Source organism: Mucilaginibacter sp. P4_C11 (assembly GCF_056402115.1).
This window is the reverse complement of record NZ_JBFUIA010000004.1, coordinates 155,721-178,780: the sequence shown is the minus strand read 5'-3', so window position 1 is coordinate 178,780 and position 23,060 is coordinate 155,721. Positions and strand designations below refer to the sequence as shown.

Sequence of the window (23,060 nt, the reverse complement as noted above, 5' to 3'; positions counted from 1 at the left end):
AAAATTAGTTAAACCATCTGCTCACCAGGGTACAATGGCAGTACACTTAACTTGTTTACCTCTCCCTACGCCGGCATTACCCGGATCAGGTGCGAGCGCCCCCCGCCCCCCTGAAGGGGGAGTAAATACACCTAAAGTTTTTGCTTTAAGTTTTATCACTCCCCCTTTAGGGGGCTGGGGGGCTCTCTGGGTTTGATCTCAGCCTGTCTTTCAGTTTGGTTAAAAACGCTCTGCAGTTCGTTTTTGGTTATACCAAAGCAAGGCACCCCTTGAGAATTATGGGGCAAAGATAGTTTTTTAGTCGGAAAGTCAAAAAAGTCGCGAAGGCGGAAAAGCCGCGCTTTCATTTCTGATTTTTAAAATGTTATTTGTAAATTTGGATAAAGACCATTGCTATGTTAACCGATACAGAGATAAAAGAGAAGTTAATAGCCACAATAAGCAATACCGATAACATGGATTTGCTAAGAGAGTTGTTGATGATTACAGAGATGGAAGATGAAATTAGTGGCGTTTATCCATTAAGCGCGGAGGAGATAGTTGCAGTAAATGAAGGTATTGAGCAAATAGAGAGCGGCCAATACCTGACCCATGAAGAATCAAATAAACGAGCAGACGAATGGCTAAAGAAATTCGATGGTCGGTAAGGGCTGATCGTGATAGGATAGCAATATTAGAATACTGGGCGAATAGAAATAAATCAACAGTTTACAGTAACAAGCTTAATAGGCTATTTATAAAAAAAGTTGAAGCGCTTGCCGAGCTCCCAGACTCGGGAAAGCCTACCAAGAATCCTTCAGTTAGAATAAAAATAGTTCGGGACTATCTATTATATTATCGCATTTCTGCAAATGTGATTGATGTCTTAACCATTTGGGATAGCCGCCGGAATCCTAAGAAATTCAAATTATAAATACAATCGCACCGTATTTTTCACCTTTCTCCTTTTACCTTTCTCCTTTCACCTCAAAAACGTACTTTTGCAAACTTTTATAAATATTGTTATGCTAAGAACTCATACCTGCGGCGAATTAAATATCAGCAACTTAGGCCAAACAGTTACATTGTGCGGCTGGGTACAAAAATCGCGCGATTTGGGCGGTACCACATTTATTGATGTGCGCGACCGTTATGGTTTAACCCAACTTGTTTTTAATACAGATACTGATGCCTTGCTGCGCGAGAAGAGCCGCGAGCTTGGCCGGGAGTTTGTGATACAGGTTACTGGCAAGGTGCTGGAACGATCAAACAAAAACACAAAAATACCAACCGGCGAAATTGAAATTGCTGTTGCCGGTATAGAGGTATTGAACGCGGCCAAAATTCCGCCGTTCCTGATAGAAGACGATACCGATGGTGGCGAAGAGCTGCGTGCCAAATACCGCTACCTTGATTTACGCCGTGCGCCTGTTCGTAACAACCTTATCCTGCGCCATAAAATGGCACAGGAAATACGTCGCTATTTAAGCGATATTGATTTTTTGGAGGTAGAAACCCCGGTACTGATCAAATCGACCCCGGAAGGTGCGCGCGATTTTGTGGTGCCAAGCCGCATGAACCCGGGCGAGTTTTACGCTTTGCCGCAATCGCCGCAAACATTTAAGCAATTGCTGATGGTAAGCGGGTTCGACCGTTATTTCCAGATTGTGAAATGTTTCAGGGATGAGGACCTGCGTGCCGACCGCCAGCCAGAGTTTACCCAGATTGACTGCGAGCTATCGTTTATTACCCAGGAAGATATCCTGAATATTTTTGAGGGCCTTACCCGCCACCTGTTTACTACCGTTAAAGGTATCGACCTGGGCGATTTTCCGCGTATGCAATATGCCGACGCTATGCGCCTTTACGGTTCTGATAAACCGGATGTAAGGTTTGGGATGGAGTTTGTGGAACTGAATGACGTTGTAAAAGGTAAAGGTTTTGGCGTATTTGACAACGCAGAGCTGGTTGTGGGCATCAACGCCAAAGGTTGTGCCAGCTATACCCGCAAGCAACTGGACGAAATTACCGAATGGTTAAAACGCCCGCAAATTGGCGTTACCGGCATGATATATTGCCGTTATAACGAAGATGGAACATTAAAATCATCGGTTGATAAATTTTACAGCGAAGATGAGCTGACAAACTGGGCAGCGGCATTTGAAGCCGAACGCGGCGATTTAATGCTGGTACTGGCCGGCAATGCCGATAAAGTACGCAAGCAACTGAACGAATTACGCCTTGAAATGGGTAGCCGTTTAGGCCTGCGCGATAAAAATAAATTTGCGCCGCTTTGGGTGCTTGATTTTCCGCTGCTGGAGTGGGACGAAGAAAGCAAGCGTTACCATGCTATGCACCACCCATTCACTTCGCCAAAACCAGAAGATATTGCCTTGCTGGATACCGATCCGGGAGCGGTACGCGCCAACGCGTATGACCTGGTTATTAACGGTACCGAGGTTGGCGGCGGATCTATCAGGATCCATGACCGCGCCATGCAATCATTAATGTTTAAGCACCTGGGCTTTTCACCCGAGGAAGCGCAAAAACAGTTTGGCTTTTTGATGGATGCTTTTGAATATGGCGCACCTCCGCATGGTGGTTTAGCCCTTGGGTTTGATAGGCTGGTTTCTATTTTTGCCGGATTAGATTCTATTCGCGATGTTATCGCTTTCCCTAAAAATAATTCGGGCCGCGATGTGATGATCGATTCGCCATCAACCATTGCCGATACACAGCTTAAAGAGCTTAATATTAAAACAACAGTATAAGTTACAATATCAGGTTTGATATTAAGTCGGTTATTTTTTCTCGCGCAAAGCCGCCAGGAAGCTAAGAAGAATAAGCAAATCTCATTGCGCCTTTGCTTCTTACCGTCTTTGCGTGAAATAAGCTATCCTTTTTAATGGAGATGTTTAAACGCGATTGCTTGTATAAGTTTTTTTAATTGTAGCGTTTATGGTAGTTATGCCGTATAGGCACTAAACTGATCTGAATAAAAATGAAAAAAATCCTACTGTTACTGTTATTGCCCGTTGCTATGTTTTCGTCGTGCCTGAAATCGAATAACGATGTGGTGCCTTTTGACAGCACTAAACAGGCTGCTACCGACGAAGCAACCATCCAGGCTTACCTGGCAGCACATACCGAAATTCATGCGGTAAAAGATACAAGCGGCGTTTATTACCAGATAATTACACAGGGTACAGGCGCTACCCCGGCTTTAACAAGTACAATAACGGCGGCTTATACCGGTAAGTTAACCAATGGTACCATATTTGATTCAAGCACAAACCTGGTGTACCGGTTGAATGGCCTGATACCTGCTTGGCAAATTGCATTGCCATACCTTAAAACAGGCGGGCAAATGCTGGTAATTACCCCATCGCGCTACGCATATGGTAATGCGCAGGCAGGTATTATTCCTGCAAATTCAGTACTGATATTTTCTGTCAATTTAACTGCGGTTACCAATTAACTGTGCTGCTTTAGGCAGGCTGTGGTAATAAAAATATGCTTTTGCCTGCCGGTTTAAATTGATTTGGATTGTATATTTACACTTGTGTATTTGCTGAAATGGAAATACCTGCCTGAATACGTTTTCACAATTTGCAACGTTTAGTGTTTTTAACCCTATTAATGTTAACTGATCTGTATGAAAATGAAAAAACTTTTACTTTTAATTTTATTCCCCTTAGCCATCTGGTCGCTGTCATCTTGTACAAAAGTAAGCGACCCAGCAATAACAACAGCGATACAGCAGGCTGCAACCGATGATGCGGCTATCAAAGCCTATTTAACCGTTCATCCGGAAATTACCAATGTTAAGGACACCTTAGGTTGTTACTACCAGGTAATTACTACAGGCGCGGGCGCGTACCCTACGGCTTCAACTGTAATTAAAGCAAGTTATACAGGCACTTTGCTTGATGGAACTGTATTTGATTCGAGCACCAATTTTAGCGCGACCTTAAGCAGTTTGATTTATGGCTGGCAAATAGTACTACCACATGTGCCAATCGGGTCGAAAATAATAATGCTGATACCTTCTATATATGGCTATGGTACATCAGGTTACGGAAAAGTACCTGCAAATGCGATATTACGCTTTGATGTCGATCTTTCGCCGCCGGGCGCGTAAACGAATTTAATTAAATACAATAGCCCGGGATGATTAATCGCCGGGTTTTTTTGCGGCTATATTTAGGGTCTGCTGAAAAACATCTTGTATTTTGAAATATAGGTAGTTATGCCGAAATTAGGCATAGCAACTGCAAGGAAAAATGCAAAAAGGTAGAAAAAGGCATGCATCAGCCCCGGTTTTTGTGAGCCATTCACAATTGGTTCTATCGGGATTTGAGACACCGTTCTCACAAAAGCTAAACCCATCGAACCGCTGGGTTGTTTTAGCAGGCAAGATACCATGGGATTAGATCTGTAATGTTTACAGCAAACAGGCTGGGATAAGCCGTACCGGCAGACCGCCTATAAGCGCCAGGGTAGTCATAGGCTCGCTCATTATCAAACATATGTGTAACCTGGATGACCGTGAAACGGTAGCCCAGATAGCGGAGAATATGTATATGCAGTACTTTCTGGGCTATTCAAGCTTTAACCCTGAACCACCTTTCGATGCCTCGCTGTTTGTAGAATTTCGTTCGCGGATGGGTTTGGAGCAGATTAATGCCATCAATGAGCGGATTCATGCACTTTATCAGGGAATGATGGATAAATCCTCGGTTAGGACAACAGACAAGGATGATGCAAACCGAAACGAGGATTCGGGCAGCGATGCTGCTGAAGGAACAACAGCGCAGGAACAATCCGGAGAAACGCTCTTACATAAAGGCCGGGTACTATTTGATGCCACGGCCTGTCCGCAGGACATAGCCTACCCCACTGATCTGGGATTATTATCGGATGCAAGGGAAAAGTCAGAGGAACTCATCGACCTGATCTACAAAAAAGAACTACATGGCAACAAGCCCCGCACCTACAGGAAAACAGCAAGGAAAGATTACCTAAAGATTGCCCAAAACAAGAACAAATCACGAATAGCTATCCGGAAGGGTGTGGGTAAACAACTCCGCTATCTTGCCAGGAACCTCAGAAGTATCGATAAACTGCTCGACAAGTGTGAAACGTTCCCGCTCAAAACGGATCAGCAGAAATATCTTTTAGTGATCCATACGCTGTATGATCAGCAGAAAAAGATGTTTGACGCTAAGGAACATTCGGTAGCAGACCGGATTGTAAGCATCCATCAGCCCCATGTAAGGCCGATGGTTCGGGGTAAAACTACGGCCAAAGTAGAGTTCGGTGCCAAGATCCATGTTTCATTGGTGAACGGCTATGCCTTTTTAGATGAACTAAGTTGGGATGCCTTTAACGAAGGCAGTCACATGATAAATTATGTAGAGCAATACCGGCGACGTTTCGGCTATTATCCACAGGAAGTTTTAGCTGATCAGATCTACTGCAGCAGAGAAAACAGGAAGCTGCTGAAAGAAAAGGGAATAAAGCTTTTAGCCAAACCCCTGGGAAGACCTCCGGCAGTGAAAAAGCAACACGTAAGACCGGGAGAAAGGAATCCGATTGAAGGGAAGTTCGGACAAGGCAAAACAGCTTACGGTTTAGACAACATCAAAGCCCGTCTGAAAGATACCAGTGAATCATGGATTGCCTGCATCTTCCTGGTGCTTAACCTGGTCAAGCTGGCCGGGATAGCACTTTTATGTCTGCTTGTAAAAATCAAAGCCCAGACAGGGCGGTTTTTATCATTCAAACAATCCCAATTGAAACAAGGGCTCAATATCTCTTGGGTTATTGTTTCAATCAGGGAAAATTATGGTGAATATTTATTCTTGAGTTTTTCAGCAGGCCCTATTTACGTAGTTTTGGCTGCTCAATTTTAATATCGGCACATGAACAAACTACTTTTATTATTTGCCGCGGTTATTGGCATCTCGTCCTGTAAAACCGCACCTCCGGTGGATGCTGTTAAACAAGCCCGTATTGATGATTCGCTTATCCGGGTTTATCTTTCCAATAACCCGGTTGTAAAGGCCGTGAAAGATTCGTCGGGCCTGTACTACCAGGTTGTTAAGCCCGGCACCGGCGCCGCGGCAACCATCAATTCAACTGTTACGGTAAATTATAGGGGCAAGCTGCTTAACGGGCCGCCATTTGATTCGGCAAATGGTTACTCTTCGCCATTAGCGGCCCTGGTAAAGGGGTGGCAAATAGGTATACCACATATAAAAGCTGGTGGTAACATTGTACTGTTTGTGCCATCGGCTTTGGGCTATGGCGGGGCATCGTTGGGGCCTATCCCGGCAAATTCGGTGCTTGTTTTTGATATTGATTTGATAGGGGTAAAGTAACCGGCTGATACCAGCCTTACTATAATTTTGAATTGAAAAGGCATCAGCTTCAAATTCAAACCGGTACATTAAATTATCCGGCGTTTTGTTCTTATATTAACGGTTCAAAACTTGCGCCCATGAAATTACGCATCGCTCCCCTTTTTTTGTTGTTTGCAACACAGGTATTTGCCCAGCAAAGCCAGGTAAGTACTAAAGCCGATGCCCTTAAAGACAAGGTAATAGCCTGGCGCCGAGATTTTCATGAACACCCTGAACTGGGTAACCACGAGGTGCGTACTTCGGCAATTATTGCCAAACACCTGCAGTCATTGGGTATCCAGGTGCAAACGGGCGTAGCTACAACCGGCGTTGTGGGTATTTTAAAAGGTGGCAAGCCGGGCCCGGTAGTTGCCTTACGGGCAGATATGGATGGTTTGCCGGTTGTTGAGCGCACCGATGTTCCTTTTGCATCAAAAGTAAAAACCACTTATAACGGCCAGGAGGTTGGCGTTATGCATGCCTGCGGGCATGATTCGCACATGGCTATTTTAATGGGTGTGGCCCAGGTGCTTTCGGGCATGAAAAGCGAGTTGCACGGAACGGTTAAATTTATTTTTCAACCCGCTGAAGAAGGGGTAGAGCCCGGCCAGAAAGGCGGCGCCGAAGAAATGGTGAAGGAAGGTGTGCTTGAAAACCCCAAAGTTGATGTAGTATTTGGCCTGCACATTAATTCGCAAACCGAGGTTGGTAAAATAACCTATCGCCCGGGCGGTACTATGGCAGGCGTTAACGATATGCAGATCATCGTAAAAGGGCGGTCGGCACATGGGGCTTACCCATGGTCGAGTGTTGACCCGATTGTGGTTTCGGCCGAGATCATCAATAACCTGCAAACTATTGTAAGCCGTAATATAAACATAACAGAAAACCCGGCGGTGGTAACTATTGGCTCCATCAAAGGTGGTAACCGGTCGAACATTATCCCCGAGAGCGTTGAAATGCTGGGTACCCTACGTTCATTTACAGCCGCCGATGAAAAAATGCTGGTTGAGCGGGTTAAGCAAATAGCAACAAAAACGGCTGAAGCGCAAGGCGCTACTGCCGAGGTGAAGATTCCGTACAGCAGCCATTACCCGGTTACTTATAACGATCCTGCACTCACACAACAAATGCTGCCTAGCCTGCAAAAAACGGCTGGAGCCGAAAATGTGATGCTAAAACCGCCTGTTACCGGGGCCGAAGATTTTAGCTTTTACCAGGAAAAAGTACCCGGCATGTTCATTTTTTTAGGCGGGATGCCTAAAGGTGCCGACCCGCTTAAAGCACCATCGCACCATACGCCCGATTTTTATATCGACGAAAGTGGCTTTACCCTGGGTGTAAAAGCATTGTGCAATTTAACGCTTGATTATATGAATGCTAAGGGGAAGTAAGGATGGTTTACTATTTAAAAAGATATTTATCTTTAAATAGATGATTGATGCTTAACTTTATAAGCCCAAAAAGTGCATGGCCAGGAATTTTTAACAGCATAAGATGAGGAAAAGCATATTAACAATGGTGTACACAAGCTTGTTATTAATTTTAATAACAAGCCAAAAAACCATTGCTGCGGATATGGCCGCCGAAGATACCGTAAAGAAAATTAACCCCGAGGTTTTGCAAACCATCAATACGGTATTGAAAGCTTCTTATACGTTTGATATTGATAAAGTTACCGACATGTATGCCCCTAATGCCGTTGTTACCGACGAGCAGCAACCTTATTCATGGAACGGGCAGCTGGCCGGCGTACAGTGGGTGAACTCGGTGCAAAAGGCGGTTAAGGATTTTAAAATCCGCGACTTTATCGTAAACATAAAAAAGATCAAAATTTTTCAACAAACCGAAGAGGTAGCCTACCTGATTGTTCCCGTTGAATACACCGGCACGGTTAACGGCGACCCGTTTAACGAAGAAGGAGCATTTTCCTTTGTGTTTCGGTACGTTAGCGGAAAATGGCTCATTAAAAGCCAGGCCTGGGTACCCAAAAACGGATTGTAATAGCGTATATACCTAAACCGGAAAATAATTACCATTGGCCAACCTCCTTTTCATCTGCAGTAAAAACCAATGGCGCAGCCCTACTGCCGAATTATTGTTTAAAAACCATCCAAAACATACTGCCCGCTCGGCAGGTACCAGTGCCACGGCCCGTATCCGGGTAACCCAAAAATTGATTGACCGGGCCGATGTTGTATTTGTAATGGAGCGCAGGCATAAACAGTTGCTGAGCCAACGCCTGGAACTAAACGGCAAGCAGGTAAAAGTGCTGGATATTGAAGATAACTACCAATTTAACGACCCCGAGCTGATAGAAATATTAAGGACTGTTTTAAGCGAATATCTTTAACGGACATACAGTACTGTTATTTTCTCCGTCTTGATTCCTGACTCTTAACTCTTGATTCTATTTCGTAGTGAATTTGACCTTAACAGTAACCTGCTCTGGTTTGCCGTTGCTGTTGCCTACCCAGGTAGGGCCGGCTTTTATCAGGTCGATAGCCTTTTGATCGGCAACGGCCGAGAGGCTTTTTTTGATCTTGAAATCGCTTAAAGAACCATCTGTATTCACGGTGAATAGCACCGATACTGTCCCGGTGGCATCACCTTCGGGCACGATAGCGTTTGCCTGCAGGTATTTTTTTAAGCCTGCCATTTCACCTTGCGGATGTGCAGCAACTGTTTTTGATACTTTATCGATGCCTGCAACTGTTACTTCGGCAAGGGCTTCATTATCCGGGTTGAGTACTACTTTAAGGCTATCGCCGCGTTTTACACTCACCTGTCTTGGCTGGTAGCCTATGGATGCAATATCAAGCGTCTCTTTATTTTGGGTAACCGGCATGCTAAAGTAACCATTTACATCGGTCACAGTACTTTTGTTGGTGCCCGAAATGCGTATGGCGGCCCCAACAACCGGCATGTTATCGCCTTTGCCTATAATAACACCATTTATACTGCTATAGCCAAACTGGGTTTTGGCATCTTTAGAGGTAACTACCTGCAAACCACCAATATTCCCCATTAGTTTAGATTCAATAGGCTTGGATGCCTTTTCACGGGCTTTTTTGGCAAGTAACGCGAGGCTATCCGCCTTCGCTTTGCTATCCGTGTAGTTCATCACCACCATTTCGCTTATCGAGCTGTTTTCCTGCTTAGGCTCTGCTGCCGGTTCGGCAACCTGGGGGACTTTCTTTAACACATCCCCGGCAGGGGCGGCAGTTTTATTATCGTCGGCAGAGATCTCCTGTTGGTAAACCGATTTGCCGGCAGTGTATTTCCGGGGAGTAAACGGCTTGTCGGCACTGGTTAAAAGGGGGTGTTTTGCCGCATTATTTGCCATTAAGGTTTCCTGCGTGGTATGGGGCGGCGGCGTTGTCACAGTATCTTTATTAACAACCTTTGTTTTATCTTTTTGTAACTCGGCCAGTTGCCTGGTTTGTTCCGGCGAGGTCCTTTTTATCCACAAGCCGCCAATGGTAAGCAAAATAAGAACCGATGCCGCTATTGACCATACCTGCCACGATATTACACGGCCCTTCTTTTGTTCGGTACGTTGCTGTAGTCTGGAAGTTAAATCGGCAAGATTGGCTTGCTGGTCTTTAGGGGCTTGTTCAAAACCCTCCAGCGCATCCATTAAAAAAGGGTCATCAAGGGCATCATGTTCCAGCCGGTGCATAGCTTTGGCATCAAGTTCCCCGTTAAGGTACTTTCTTACTTGCAATATGTCGGCCTTTTTAGTGTTCACTGCTCTTCTCCAGGCAAATTTTAAGGTTGCGTTTTCCGTTCTGTATATAACTTTTCACCTCGTTCAGACTAAAACCTGTTGCTTCGGCAATTTCTTTATAGCACTTTTCTTGTAAATAAAACAAATCGATGCTTTGTTTTTGGGCACCGGCCAGTTTGTCAATACAGTGCTCCAAAGCTTTATAGGCTTCTTCGCGGTTATTATCATCATGATGCAGTAATGGCGTAAATTCCATAACGTCATCTAAATTAATTACATGCAGCTTTTTACCGGCCCTTAACTGCATTAAGCAATAATTGCGCCCCAATACATAAAGCCAGTTCCTGAATATGCTGATGTCGTGCTTTTTAACTTTTTCTACCAGTTCTTCAAAAATGCCCATTACGGCATCTTTAGCGCCATCTTCATCTTTCAGGTATTTTAAGCATACGCCATAAACCAAGCCCATATAGCGTTCATATAGTTGTCCTAAAACCGCAACATCGCCGGTTTTACGGTAAATGTTAAGCAGTTCGTCATCCGTTGATGTGCCTGTTTTGCCTGGTTTAATAAAATTGGTCATTAAAAAGGTGCAAAATAAATTTTTTTAACGGTTTATGGAAATTATCCGCCGCCCGCATCCTTATTAAAAAACAACCAGGGATGAAAAAGTTAGTTTTAATTATTTTATTGTTTGCCGGTTTAACTGGGTTTAAGCCTAATAACAGCCACCGCATTAGCGGAACCGTATATGATAGCAAAGATAGTTTAGCAATACCGGGGGTATCGGTTTTGCTTAAGGGCTCCGGCTTTGGAACACAAACCGACGCCAAAGGCAACTATTCTATTATTGTACCCGATGACAACGCCGTACTTACCTTCAGCTTTATTGGTTATACCACACAGGATGTAAAAGCAGGTAAAGGCAAAGTGTTGAAAATTTACCTTCATGCAAGTTCAAACCAACTAAGTGAGGTTGTGGTAACAGGTTATGGAGTACAAAAACGGAGGGAAATTACAGGAAGTGTGACTACTATATCTGCAAAATCATACAATGCAAAAGGTTTAAGTGGCAAAGCATCGGGCCTGGTAGCAGTGGAAAAGGTATCTGCCATTTACGGTTATTCGGGCAATGCTGATGTTTTGAAAAGTTACCAGCCTGCCGTAGTTACCGATGAAAGCTACAAAGGCATCGAAGAAAATGGTTTTAAAGCGGTATCGGCCGAGCCGCTCTCCACATTTTCTGTTGATGTGGATGCAGCTTCGTACAGCAACGTTAGGCGATTTATCAATAGCGGCCAGTTACCACCGGCAGATGCTGTTAGGATTGAAGAAATGATAAACTATTTTAGCTACAACCTGCCGGGGCCAACCGATGGCGGCCCGGTTGCCATCCATACCGAATTATCTGCAGCCCCATGGAATAGCAAACACCGCCTGCTGCGCATAGGCCTTAAAGCAAGGACAATAGCTAACGAAAAACTGCCTGCATCAAACCTGGTATTTTTAATAGATGTATCGGGATCAATGAACGAGCCTAATAAATTGCCCCTGGTACAATCGTCATTAAAAATGCTGGTTAACCAACTGCGGGCTCAAGATAAGGTTACCCTGGTTGTTTACGCCGGCGCGGCGGGCGTTGTGCTGCCTGCAACCGGCGGCGATAAAAAAGAAACCATTAATAGCGCCATTGATAATCTAAGTGCAGGCGGCTCAACGGCTGGCGGACAAGGCATTAAGCTGGCTTACCAGATTGCTAAACAAAACTTTATGAAAAATGGCAATAACCGGGTGATTTTAGCTACCGATGGCGATTTTAACGTAGGTGCATCAAGCGATGACGACATGCAGAAGCTGATTGAGCACGAAAGGGAAAGCGGGATATCGTTATCGGTTTTAGGCTTTGGTATGGGTAATTATAAAGATGGTAAGATGGAAACCCTGGCCGATAAAGGCAACGGTAACTACGCCTATATTGATAATATAACCGAAGCCCGCAAGACCCTGGTAAGCGAATTTGGCGGTACCCTATTTACTATTGCCAAAGATGTAAAACTACAGGTGGAGTTTAACCCGGCCAAAGTGCAGGCATACCGCCTGGTTGGTTACGAAAACCGGGTACTGGCCAAAGAGGATTTTAATGATGATAAAAAAGATGCCGGCGATATGGGCTCGGGCCATACGGTTACCGCTTTTTATGAGATAGTGCCAGCAGGGTTAAAGGATGATTATTCGGCCAGCGTGGATCCATTAAAGTATCAGAAACCCAAACCTGTTGCCTATTCAAATGCATCTGATGAAATGATGACCATCAAATTCAGGTATAAGGAGCCAACATCGTTAAAAAGCAAATTGAGCCAGGTTACGGTTAAAGACGAGCCAATCAACCTGAAATCAACATCAACCGATTTCAGGTTTGCCGCCGCTGTTGCCGAAATTGGCATGCTGCTGCGCGATTCGAAGTTTAAACAAAATTCCGGGTATGACCAGGCTATTAAAATGGCCCGCGCCGCCAAGGGCGAGGACACCGAAGGCTACCGCGCCGAATTTATTAAACTGGCCGAAAGCGCCAAACTGTTAAGCAAAACAGAGCTTGCCGCAAATGGCGACGAGTAATGCCAATAAACAATCGAAAAATCAATACCTATACCATATCAATCAAAAGCCCGGCAGTTTTTTGCCGGGCTTTGTTATGTAATACCCGATATAGCTGCTTAAACTTTAGTGCTATAAATTAATTTACGCTTTAGTTGTAGCGCCCGGCACCTGGGTGATAAATAAATGTGGAGAGTGAATGCCTATTTTATGTTCATCAAAAGCCTTTTTGATAAGCTCCTGGGCGCCAAAAAGCACCGACCAATAATCCTGTGCTTTGGTAAAAGGGCAAACGCCAAGCCCGATTTTGCCTTCATTTATTTTGGATACATTTATAACCGGCGCTGGTTCTGATAAAACAAGCGGATGGCTCAGGCATGCTTCTGTGGCTATTTTACGCACAAAGTCCATATCATTTTGTGGGTCTATTTCAAGCGATATATCTACCCTAATGCTGCCATGCCTGCTGTAATTAACAATCGTGTTGTTTGATACTGCCCCGTTTGCCAGTATAACCGTTTTATTATCGGGGGTAAGCAATATGGTGTTGAAAATCTGGATTTCGATAACCGCGCCGTTTTGCCCCTGCGAATCAATAATGTCGCCTATTTTAAATGGTTTAAAAATCAGGATAAGCACACCTCCGGCAAAGTTGGCCAATGAGCCTTGTAGTGCCAGGCCTACTGCCAAACCTAAGGCACCAATAATGGCTACAAACGATGTGGTTTGAATGCCCAGCATCCCGGCAACGGTTATCAACAGTAAAACCCTTAGGCCGGCCGTCATTAAACTACGTAGAAATGATTGAAGCGATACATCAATTTTTCCTTTGCCCATTGATACGGTAAGTAACCGGCCTATCCAGTTGATAATATAAAGGCCAACAACAAACACCAGTATTGCGCTCAATAAATTAATGCCAAAGGTGGTTACCCAGGCAAAAATTGCTGTGGAATAAAAAGAAACATTTTGCATAAAAAAGATTGTTTGGGGTGATTAATTTGGGTTGATGATTTTTATAGGGTTACCTGCAAGGTTATTTTACCTTGTTAAAGTACATAATAAAAACAAAAAATATGGAGTAAGCTAAAGATTAACAGAGACTTAATTTTAATTAAAAGCGCTGAGGAAATTACGAGGTGGTTTTTTTACTTAATTATAAAATAGTTTTTGTATGATTTAAATTGATCGTGTTTTTTGGCGATGATCTTCGAGACACATGCTTGGGCAGAACGGAACATTGGTATCAGTTATACAGAATTAAAGTATGCCTTTTTGCTTTTCTCATCTGCAATGGCTTAAACGTTCTGTGGTAATCGTTCAATCATTTTTTTAATGTTGCAGATTTAATGCACCAAATACAAATTTTACACGCGCAACACTTTTTAATATTATTTAAAAAGTATAATTTGCGTAACGTTTCCAATTATAAACGCATTCAAAAAACTAAGTTTTCTTTATGAAAAAATTAATCATGTTACTCGGTTGCTGTGGCCTGCACACCTTGTCGTTTGGCCAGGCGCCTAACAATGCCCTGTCAATTATCCCCGAGCCCGTTAAGGTTACCCAAAAGGCAGGTAAATTTGTATTGCCCAAAATTGTTGTGTTGGAAACAGGTAACCAGGCCGGGCTGGCACCGGTTATAGCGTATATGAAAAAGAAACTTGGCACTGCGGCCGGTACTGCAGTAGCGGTAAAAAACGTTGCACCAACGGCATCCATAAAATTTGTTATCAATAAAAAAAATGACCCGCTTATTGGTGCCGAAGGTTATAACCTATCGGTAACAGCAAAAAAAGTGGTGATTAAAGCAAATGCCCCCGCAGGCTTATTTTATGGTGTACAAACCTTTATGCAGTTATTACCAAAAGAAATTGAAAGTAAGGAGTTTGTTAAAGGAGTTAAATGGACAGCCCCCGCGGTTGATATTACCGACTACCCAAGGTTTGAATGGCGGGGCCTAATGTTTGATGTTGCCCGCCACTTTTTTACCAAAGCCGAGGTGGAGCAGTATATTGATAACATGGTGAAATACAAGCTTAACCTGCTGCACCTGCATTTAACCGACGATGAAGGCTGGCGGGTAGAAATTAAAAGCCTGCCCAGGCTAACTACGGTTGGCGCTTATAACGTAAAAAAAGTTGGGCAGTTTGGTACATTTACGCCACCGGCTGCTGATGAGCCACGCACTTATGGTGGCTTTTATACCCAGGAAGATATAAAGGAACTTGTACAGTATGCCAAGGACCGTTTTGTTAATATTTTGCCCGAGGTTGATGTTCCGGGCCATAGCCTTGCCGCAGTAGTGGCTTATCCCGAACTTTCATGTACTCCGGGTGCCGATAAATATGTAGTAAACTCCGGCGAGCCCTTTATGAACTGGAACGGGCCGCATAATACCGCCATTGTAGATAATACCCTTTGCCCGGCTAATGAGAGCGTATACGTTTTTTTGGATAAGGTGATGACCGAAATTGCCCAGCTTTTCCCCTTTGGCTATATTCACGTAGGTGGCGATGAGTGCGCTAAAAACTTTTGGGAACAAAGTGAGGCTATTAAGGCGCTGATGGTAAAAGAAAACTTGAAAACGCAGCAGGAGGTACAAAGCTATTTTGAAAAACGCCTTGAAAAAATAGTAGAATCAAAAGGGAAAAAATTTATGGGATGGGACGAGATACTGGAAGGCGGCCTTGGACCCAACGCAGCTGTAATGAGCTGGCGGGGTGTTAAAGGCGGTATTGAAGCAGCTAAAATGGGTCACGATGTGGTTATGAGCCCAACAACATTTGCCTACCTGGATTATATGCAAAGCGACGTAAACGAAACCAAAGTTTATGCTAAACTACGCCTGAGCAAAACCTACGAATATGAGCCTGTACCCGATAGCGTAGATGCCAAGCTGATAAAAGGCGCACAGGCCAACCTGTGGACAGAACAGGTATTCAACATACGCCAGGCAGAGTACATGACCTGGCCCCGTGGTATGGCCATTGCCGAATTGGTATGGTCGCCCAAAGAGAAAAAAAGCTGGCCATACTTTTTTGGCAAGGTTGAAAAACATTTTGAACGCTTTGACGAGGCCGAGACCAAATACGCGCCAAGTGTTTACGACCCTTCGTTCAGCGCTACTAAAAATCCGGATAGTACACTTAAAATAACCCTTACCAGCGAAGCCCCTGGCCTGGATATTTATTACAGCTTTGATAACTCATTCCCTGATAATTTTTATCCAAAATACACGGCCCCTATTGATGCACCCAAAGATGCAACGCAATTAAGGGTGATAACCTATCGCGGTAAAAAAGTAATTGGCCGCATGACAACCATGCCATTGGCTGATCTGGCTAAGAAGGCGAGGTGATTCTTTGAGCCCTCGGAGTAAGAAAGAGACCTGACTTTGAAAAGAGCGGGGTCTCTTTTTTTGCGATTTGGCTGATAAAATGACTTATCTTATCAGGCGGATGGCAGCGTTATAATGTGGTCTAATATCATCTGGGTTGCCCCGATATGTTCCTTTACGTAATCGCCCGCTTTTTTTCCAGTAATGTTGTAAAAAGCTTCGTCATTAACCAACGTATCAACAATACCTTTGAGCTGGCTGCCATCACTGATGCTAAACCCGGCTTTTAAAGCGATAAGCTCCCTTGCCTCATTGAATTTTTGATAATTAGGGCCAAAGATGACGGGCAAGCCAAATGCGGCCGCCTCCAGCGTGTTATGTATCCCCACGCCAAACCCTCCCCCAATATAGGCAATGTTGCCATACGCATATAAAGACGAAAGCATGCCGATATTGTCAATTACCAGGACTGACGGTTTTGAGTTTTGAGTTTTGAGTTTTGAGTAGCGAGTTGTCGGCTCCTGATTTTGAATTTTGAATTTTGAATTTTGAATTAATTCGGAGTATTTAATTGCCGATCCTGCTGGTAATAAATTAATAAGGTTATTTATCCTGGCTTCGCCAATTTCATGGGGGGCAAAAATAAATTTCCAGTCGGGGTATAATTCAGGTAGGGTGGCAAGTAATGCTTCGTCCTGTGGCCAGGTGCTGCCGGCGATGAAAACTTTTTGACCGTTTATAAATTCGGCAATGCCGGGAATTTCTTTGGAATATTGGGCATTGGCCCATACCCTGTCAAAACGGGTATCGCCGCTAACTGTAGCGTTAGTTATACCAATAGATTGCAATAGTCGCTTTGATGCCTCGTCCTGTAAAAAAAAGTGGCTTACAAAGCTTAATATTTTGCGGTGCAGGCCGCCGTACCATTTAAAAAATACCTGTTTGGGCCTAAAAATTCCCGATATGATGTACAGGGGAACTTGTCTGGTATGCGCCTCTTTAAAAAAATGGTACCAATATTCATACTTGGTAAATATTGCCATGGCAGGCTGTATGGCATCAATAAATTGTGTGGCATTTTTTGCCGTGTCCAATGGTAAATAATACACAAAATCGGCAAGTGGCGTGCTTTTCCTGATCTCGTAACCCGACGGCGAAAAAAAGGAAATTACAATCTTTTCCTGCGGATATAAGGCCCTTATCGCCTCTAATATGGGCCTGCCCTGCTCAAATTCGCCTAATGATGCAAAATGAAACCAAATACTGCTGTCTATACGTATAAGTTTCTGGTTCTTCCGGCCGTTTATCCATTGGCTTGCTTTTTGATTAAACAGCGAGGCTATGTAAATGGTTATAAAATAGAGCCGTAATCCAATAGTATATAATATCATTTTAGCGCATGAATTGTATATTAGCAAAGGTTAAAATTAACAACAAAAACCTTATACTGTAATAAATAATAAGTCCGTGCCGTTAAGGGCTGCTTGTTTGCTATACCATAAACAAAATACTAAACACTAAAAAACAAAAATAAACTATGAAAATTGCTGTAATCGGAACTGGCTATGTTGGATTGGTAACCGGAACCTGCCTGGCCGAAACCGGAAACGAAGTTATATGTGTTGACATTGTAGAAGAAAAAGTGAACAAGATGCGGGCGGGTGAAATGCCGATTTATGAGCCTGGACTTGATTTGTTATTTAACAGGAACATAAAACAGGAAAGGTTAACCTTTACCACCAACCTTGCCGAAGCGATTGCTCCTGCAAAAGTTATATTTTTGGCCTTGCCTACTCCTCCGGGCGCCGATGGATCTGCCGATTTGAGTTATGTGCTTGGTGCCGCAAAAGATATTGCAAAGCTTATTACCGAGTATAAGGTTATCGTAACTAAATCAACTGTACCGGTAGGTACTGCCGATAAAGTAACCGCGGTGCTAAAAGCCAATACCGATGTGCCTTTCGCGGTGGTATCAAACCCCGAGTTTTTACGCGAAGGTGTGGCCGTTGAAGATTTTATGAAACCAGATAGGGTAGTTATAGGTACCATGGACGAGAAAGCCCGCCAGATTATGGGCGATTTATACGCGCCATACGTACGCCAGGGTAACCCTATCCTTTATATGGATGAACGCTCGTCTGAACTTACAAAATATGCGGCAAATTCATTCCTGGCCACCAAAATAACCTTCATGAACGAGATTGCCAACATGTGCGAACTGGTTGGCGCCGATGTGGATATGGTGCGTAAAGGCGTAGGTGCCGATGCCCGTATAGGCAAGCGCTTCCTGTTTCCTGGTGTTGGTTATGGCGGCAGCTGTTTCCCTAAAGATGTGCAGGCCCTTTCAAAAGCAGCCGAGGAAAATAAATATGAGTTCAAGATACTGAACTCGGTAATGGAAGTTAACGAAACGCAAAAAAGACGCCTGGTAGTTAAGCTGCGCGAACATTATGGCGCTGATGGGCTGAAAGGCAAACACTTTGCCCTTTGGGGATTGGCTTTTAAACCCGAGACCGATGATATCCGCGAAGCTCCGGCTTTATACATCATTGATGACCTTATTGCTGCGGGTGCTACGGTAACCGCCTATGACCCTGAAGGAATGCCAAACGTTAAAAAATTACTTGGTGATAAAATCACCTATGCCAAAGACAGGTACTCGGCACTTGAAAACGCCGATGCTTTATTGATTGTTACCGAATGGCCGGTTTTTCGTACCCCGGATTTTGATTTCATGAAAGAAAAGTTAAACGCGCCTGTTATATTTGACGGACGTAATTTATATGACCTGGACAGAATGAAAGATTATGGTTTTTATTACAGCAGCATCGGACGTAAAGTAGTTAGTTAATGACAGAACGTAAAAGAATTTTAATTACCGGGGCGGCGGGCTTTTTGGGCTCGCACCTTTGCGACAGGTTTATTAAAGAAGATTACCATGTAATAGGCATGGATAATTTAATTACCGGCGATTTACGCAATATACAGCACCTGTTTAAACTCGAAAATTTTGAGTTTTACAACCATGATGTATCCAAGTTTGTATTTGTTCCGGGCGAACTGCATTATATCCTGCACTTTGCCTCACCCGCAAGCCCGATAGACTACCTGAAAATCCCAATACAAACTTTAAAGGTTGGCTCGTTAGGTACACACAACCTGCTTGGTTTGGCAAGGTCAAAAGGTGCCAGGATGCTGATAGCTTCCACCTCCGAGGTGTATGGGGATCCGAACGTGAACCCGCAGCCCGAGGAATACTGGGGCAATGTAAACCCTGTTGGCCCAAGGGGCGTTTATGACGAAGCCAAGCGTTTCCAGGAAGCCATTACCATGGCCTACCATACCTTTCATGGTTTAGAAACACGTATAGTACGTATTTTTAATACATACGGCCCAAGGATGCGGTTAAACGACGGCCGGGTATTGCCCGCCTTTATTGGGCAGGCGCTCAGGGGCGAATCATTAACCATGTTTGGCGATGGGTCGCAAACCCGTTCATTTTGTTATGTGGATGACCTGGTTGAAGGCATCTACCGCCTGTTGCACAGCGATTACGCGCAGCCCATGAATATTGGTAACCCCGACGAGATCACGATAAAACAATTTGGCGAAGAGATTATCAAATTAACCGGCACCGACCAGGAATTGATTAGCCTGCCACTGCCTACTGATGATCCGAAACAGCGTCGCCCGGATATTACCAAGGCAAAAGCTATTTTAGGCTGGCAGCCAAAGGTATCAAGGAGCGAAGGTTTAAAGATCACGTTGGATTACTTTAAATCGTTGCCCGAAACCGAAATAAACCATAAGGATTTTACTTACTATAATAAATAGTAAAACATGTCCTTTCTATAAATAATACCTGGATAACCACCTTTTAGTAAAGTAAAAGGTGGTTGTTTAATAAAAGGAGGTATGTAAATTCATCCATTTGCTTACCTTTATGGCTTACTATATACCCTACTTAAAAATGAAGATATTAGTGACCGGTGGCCTCGGATTTATTGGCTCCCATACCGTTGTCGAACTGGTAAACGCAGGCTACGAACCTGTTATTGTTGACGACCTATCAAACTCAGACCCTAAAATTTTAGATCAGCTGGCCAAAATCATCGGCTACAAACCGGTTTTTCATAAGCTTGACCTGTGCGACGAAGCCGGCGTAAAAGCGCTGGCCGTTGCCGAGCCCGATGTTGCCGGTATCATTCACTTTGCTGCTTTTAAAGCGGTAGGCGAGTCGGTTCAAAAACCGTTAAAGTATTACCGTAACAATTTCTATTCGCTTATCAATTTACTGGATGCTTATTATAGTAAACCATTGAATTTTGTGTTCTCATCAAGCTGTACTGTTTACGGCCAGCCCGAGCAATTGCCGGTAACCGAAGAAGCGCCGGTACAGCCCGCGCAATCGCCTTATGGCAATACCAAGCAAATAGCCGAAGAGATTTTGAAAGATATGATAGCTTCTGGTACCAGCAGCTATAAAGTAGTATCGTTAAGATATTTTAACCCGGTTGGTGCGCACGAAACCGCGCTTATAGGCGAATTGCCAATTGGCGTACCGCAAAACCTGGTTCCATTTATTACCCAGACAGCCATTGGCAAACGCGAAAAAATAACTGTTTTCGGCAATGATTATGACACCCCGGATGGTAGCTGCGTGCGCGATTATATCCACGTGGTTGATTTGGCAAAAGCACATGTTGCGGCGCTGAAATTGGCCGAGAGCGACGATTACCAGGGATACGATGTGTTTAACCTGGGCACCGGCCAGGGGAGTACTGTATTAGAAGTGATCCACGCGTTTGAAAAAGCAACAGAGGTAAAGGTAAATTACCAGATTGGTCCGCGCCGCGCCGGTGATGTGGAAAAGGTTTGGGGCGATGTAACCAAATCGACCAATAAGCTTGGCTGGAAAACAGAATTGGGTTTAGAAACCATGATGTCATCAGCCTGGGAATGGGAAAAATATATAGCTCAAAATCCGCTATAAACTTAAATTTCAGCAAATGCAAAAAATAATTATTACGGGTGGCGCAGGTTTCATAGGGTCGCACGTGGTGCGCCGTTTTGTGAAAACGTATCCAAATTATAATATCATCAATTTAGATAAGCTGACCTACGCTGGTAACCTCGAAAATTTAAGAGATATCGAAAACGAGCCGAATTACAGCTTTGTTAAAGGTGATATTGTTGACCTTGAGTTTATAAATAATCTTTTTAATACCGAGAAGCCGGATGCCGTAATTCACCTTGCAGCTGAATCACATGTTGACCGTTCGATTACCAATCCTTTGGAGTTTGTGATGACCAATGTGGTAGGTACTGTAAATTTGCTGAACGCCGCCCGCGAAAGCTGGAAAGGACGTTATGATCAAACCCGTTTTTACCACGTATCAACCGATGAAGTGTACGGTACTTTGGGCGAGGATGGAATGTTTACCGAAGAAACAGCGTATGATCCGCATTCGCCATATTCGGCATCTAAAGCCAGTTCAGATCATTTTGTACGCGCTTACCAGGATACTTATGGCATGAAGGCCGTGATATCCAACTGCTCAAATAACTATGGCTCATTCCACTTCCCGGAGAAGCTGATACCGCTGGCTATCAACAATATTAAACAAAGTAAACCTGTACCTGTTTATGGCAAAGGCGAGAATATTCGCGACTGGCTTTGGGTAGAGGATCATGCAAGGGCCATTGATGTAATATTCCACAATGCCAAAGCCGGCCAAACCTATAATATTGGTGGCCATAATGAATGGAAAAACATCGACCTGATTAATTTGCTTTGTACTATACTGGATAAAAAACTGGGTAGGGCCGAAGGTGAATCGGCGAAATTGATCACCTACGTAACAGACAGGGCAGGCCATGATTTGCGTTATGCCATAGACGCCACGAAGCTGAAAACCGAGCTTGGCTGGGTACCAAGCATTACTTTTGAAGAAGGATTGGAAAAAACCGTAGATTGGTACCTTGCAAACGAGGAATGGCTTAACCACGTTACTTCGGGTAGTTACCAGCAATATTACAAGGGGCAGTACAATAACCGTTAACTATGTTTGGTTTTTTTAAAAAGAAAAAGGTAAAAAAAGAAATAACCTTCAACTATGAATCTATCATGGTTGATATGCATTCGCATGTTTTGCCGGGAATTGACGATGGTGCGCAAACACCGCAGGATTCGGTGATCCTGATCAGGAAGATGATGGACCTGGGGATAAAAAAAATTATTGCCACACCACACGTTATGATTGATTTTTATCGGAACACACCCGAAACAATTGCTGCATCGCTGGAGTTATTGAAGGCCGAACTGGTAAAAGAAAATATAGATATACCTGTAGAAACTGCTGCCGAACATTATTTTGATGAGACCTTTGAGGCGCGTGTAAATGAAGGGAAGTTGATGACCATGGGCGATAATTATGTACTGTTTGAGTTTTCGTTTATCAACCAGCCACCAAACATGATTCCTGTTTTGCAAAAATTAAACGATTTGGGATATAAGCCTATTTTAGCGCACCCCGAAAGGTACCCATATTTGGAGATTGAACAATACAAAAACATCCAGAGCTGGGGTTGTAGTATGCAACTAAACACTATATCCTTAACAGGATACTACGGTAGTGAGGTAAAGAAAAAAGCGGAATTGCTGATAGATAATCAATTGATAGATTTCATATCAAGTGATATGCACCACGAAAGGCATGCTATGGCCCTCAAGGATGCCTTACGTACCACTTATTTGGAGAAACTTATGTTTGATACCCCGTTGAAAAACAAGCTGCTTTTTTAGAGAAAACCAATAAATGAAACAGCAGTATATGCCTTCAGGTATATAAGCAAAAATGAAACAAAAAGAGACACTCTAAACGGGTGTCTTTTTTGCATTTCGGGGCTTTCGCTCCGGTACAACAAAATGTTCCTGTCTTCATCCAAATTCGTTGCCACTTTTTACGGCGACGGAAAGGAGATGCTTTGGTAATTGTTGCCCGGCTTCTAT

General features: G+C 43.8%; 21 protein-coding genes. 17 read left to right on the top strand and 4 right to left on the bottom strand.

The features are described 5' to 3' along the window. The first annotated feature begins 395 nt into the window (after nucleotides 1-395). The 10 genes from AC1DU2_RS05435 to AC1DU2_RS05390 all read left to right on the top strand — a co-directional run bounded on the left by AC1DU2_RS05435 (nucleotide 396) and on the right by AC1DU2_RS05390 (nucleotide 8,736). Nucleotides 396-647 carry a hypothetical protein gene (locus AC1DU2_RS05435; RefSeq protein ID WP_477383203.1) on the top strand — a complete coding sequence of 84 codons (252 nt, stop codon included), beginning with the start codon at nucleotides 396-398 and terminating at the stop codon, nucleotides 645-647. Next, the gene (locus tag AC1DU2_RS05430; RefSeq protein WP_477383202.1) at nucleotides 620-913 is read left to right on the top strand and encodes a type II toxin-antitoxin system RelE/ParE family toxin; all 294 of its coding nucleotides are present in this window, start codon (nucleotides 620-622) and stop codon (nucleotides 911-913) included. The genes AC1DU2_RS05435 and AC1DU2_RS05430 overlap by 28 nt, the downstream gene beginning before the upstream one ends. Before the next feature lie 91 nt (nucleotides 914-1,004). Further along, the gene (aspS, locus tag AC1DU2_RS05425) at nucleotides 1,005-2,750 is read left to right on the top strand and encodes an aspartate--tRNA ligase (RefSeq protein WP_477367942.1); all 1,746 of its coding nucleotides are present in this window, start codon (nucleotides 1,005-1,007) and stop codon (nucleotides 2,748-2,750) included. Nucleotides 2,751-2,980: 230 nt separating this feature from the next. Continuing rightward, nucleotides 2,981-3,457, top strand: a complete 477-nt coding sequence (locus AC1DU2_RS05420; RefSeq protein ID WP_477383201.1) for an FKBP-type peptidyl-prolyl cis-trans isomerase — start codon at nucleotides 2,981-2,983, stop codon at nucleotides 3,455-3,457. 183 nt (nucleotides 3,458-3,640) lie between these two features. Beyond that, nucleotides 3,641-4,120 (top strand): FKBP-type peptidyl-prolyl cis-trans isomerase, encoded by a 480-nt coding sequence (locus AC1DU2_RS05415; RefSeq protein ID WP_477367948.1) that lies wholly within the window; start codon nucleotides 3,641-3,643, stop codon nucleotides 4,118-4,120. A 292-nt stretch (nucleotides 4,121-4,412) separates the two neighbouring features. Next, a complete protein-coding gene (locus tag AC1DU2_RS05410; RefSeq protein ID WP_477383310.1) occupies nucleotides 4,413-5,894 on the top strand; it encodes an IS5 family transposase in 1,482 nt (493 codons plus the stop codon). Nucleotides 5,895-5,903: 9 nt separating this feature from the next. Then, nucleotides 5,904-6,362 (top strand): FKBP-type peptidyl-prolyl cis-trans isomerase, encoded by a 459-nt coding sequence (locus AC1DU2_RS05405; protein ID WP_477367951.1) that lies wholly within the window; start codon nucleotides 5,904-5,906, stop codon nucleotides 6,360-6,362. 119 nt (nucleotides 6,363-6,481) lie between these two features. Then, nucleotides 6,482-7,777 (top strand): amidohydrolase, encoded by a 1,296-nt coding sequence (locus AC1DU2_RS05400; RefSeq protein ID WP_477383200.1) that lies wholly within the window; start codon nucleotides 6,482-6,484, stop codon nucleotides 7,775-7,777. A gap of 103 nt (nucleotides 7,778-7,880) precedes the next feature. Beyond that, a complete protein-coding gene (locus AC1DU2_RS05395; protein ID WP_477383199.1) occupies nucleotides 7,881-8,387 on the top strand; it encodes a nuclear transport factor 2 family protein in 507 nt (168 codons plus the stop codon). 34 nt (nucleotides 8,388-8,421) lie between these two features. Next, nucleotides 8,422-8,736 carry a low molecular weight protein tyrosine phosphatase family protein gene (locus tag AC1DU2_RS05390; protein ID WP_477383198.1) on the top strand — a complete coding sequence of 105 codons (315 nt, stop codon included), beginning with the start codon at nucleotides 8,422-8,424 and terminating at the stop codon, nucleotides 8,734-8,736. Nucleotides 8,737-8,793: 57 nt separating this feature from the next. Here the strand turns inward: AC1DU2_RS05390 and AC1DU2_RS05385 are convergent, their stop codons facing one another. Further along, nucleotides 8,794-10,134 carry a carboxypeptidase-like regulatory domain-containing protein gene (locus AC1DU2_RS05385; protein ID WP_477383197.1) on the bottom strand — a complete coding sequence of 447 codons (1,341 nt, stop codon included), beginning with the start codon at nucleotides 10,132-10,134 and terminating at the stop codon, nucleotides 8,794-8,796. Further along, a complete protein-coding gene (locus AC1DU2_RS05380) occupies nucleotides 10,124-10,696 on the bottom strand; it encodes an RNA polymerase sigma factor (RefSeq protein ID WP_477383195.1) in 573 nt (190 codons plus the stop codon). Before AC1DU2_RS05380 ends, AC1DU2_RS05385 begins: the two co-directional genes overlap by 11 nt. A gap of 80 nt (nucleotides 10,697-10,776) precedes the next feature. On the opposite strand from AC1DU2_RS05380, the gene AC1DU2_RS05375 reads away from it, so the two are divergent. Beyond that, nucleotides 10,777-12,729, top strand: coding sequence for a vWA domain-containing protein (locus AC1DU2_RS05375; protein ID WP_477383194.1), 1,953 nt, complete (start codon nucleotides 10,777-10,779; stop codon nucleotides 12,727-12,729). Nucleotides 12,730-12,852: 123 nt separating this feature from the next. Here AC1DU2_RS05375 and AC1DU2_RS05370 read toward each other — a convergent pair whose 3' ends face one another. Beyond that, nucleotides 12,853-13,683 (bottom strand): mechanosensitive ion channel family protein, encoded by an 831-nt coding sequence (locus AC1DU2_RS05370; protein ID WP_477383193.1) that lies wholly within the window; start codon nucleotides 13,681-13,683, stop codon nucleotides 12,853-12,855. Between the two features lie 484 nt (nucleotides 13,684-14,167). Here AC1DU2_RS05370 and AC1DU2_RS05365 point away from each other — a divergent pair, with 484 nt between their 5' ends. Continuing rightward, nucleotides 14,168-16,069 carry a beta-N-acetylhexosaminidase gene (locus tag AC1DU2_RS05365; RefSeq protein ID WP_477383192.1) on the top strand — a complete coding sequence of 634 codons (1,902 nt, stop codon included), beginning with the start codon at nucleotides 14,168-14,170 and terminating at the stop codon, nucleotides 16,067-16,069. A 92-nt stretch (nucleotides 16,070-16,161) separates the two neighbouring features. Here AC1DU2_RS05365 and AC1DU2_RS05360 read toward each other — a convergent pair whose 3' ends face one another. Next, on the bottom strand, nucleotides 16,162-17,439 hold the full coding sequence (locus AC1DU2_RS05360; protein WP_477383191.1) for a 3-deoxy-D-manno-octulosonic acid transferase: 1,278 nt from the start codon (nucleotides 17,437-17,439) through the stop codon (nucleotides 16,162-16,164). Between the two features lie 146 nt (nucleotides 17,440-17,585). Between AC1DU2_RS05360 and AC1DU2_RS05355 the strand changes: the two genes are divergently transcribed. From AC1DU2_RS05355 to AC1DU2_RS05335, 5 genes are all read left to right on the top strand, one after another. Beyond that, nucleotides 17,586-18,899: a UDP-glucose dehydrogenase family protein gene (locus tag AC1DU2_RS05355; RefSeq protein ID WP_477362384.1), complete on the top strand. Its 1,314-nt coding sequence runs from the start codon at nucleotides 17,586-17,588 to the stop codon at nucleotides 18,897-18,899. Beyond that, the gene (locus AC1DU2_RS05350) at nucleotides 18,899-19,882 is read left to right on the top strand and encodes a UDP-glucuronic acid decarboxylase family protein (protein WP_477383190.1); all 984 of its coding nucleotides are present in this window, start codon (nucleotides 18,899-18,901) and stop codon (nucleotides 19,880-19,882) included. Before AC1DU2_RS05355 ends, AC1DU2_RS05350 begins: the two co-directional genes overlap by 1 nt. Nucleotides 19,883-20,018: 136 nt before the next feature. Continuing rightward, a complete protein-coding gene (gene galE, locus AC1DU2_RS05345) occupies nucleotides 20,019-21,041 on the top strand; it encodes a UDP-glucose 4-epimerase GalE (RefSeq protein WP_477383189.1) in 1,023 nt (340 codons plus the stop codon). A gap of 16 nt (nucleotides 21,042-21,057) precedes the next feature. Further along, nucleotides 21,058-22,110: a dTDP-glucose 4,6-dehydratase gene (gene rfbB / locus AC1DU2_RS05340; protein ID WP_477383188.1), complete on the top strand. Its 1,053-nt coding sequence runs from the start codon at nucleotides 21,058-21,060 to the stop codon at nucleotides 22,108-22,110. Between the two features lie 2 nt (nucleotides 22,111-22,112). Then, a complete protein-coding gene (locus tag AC1DU2_RS05335; RefSeq protein ID WP_477362392.1) occupies nucleotides 22,113-22,853 on the top strand; it encodes a tyrosine-protein phosphatase in 741 nt (246 codons plus the stop codon). The last annotated feature ends 207 nt before the right edge of the window (nucleotides 22,854-23,060 follow it).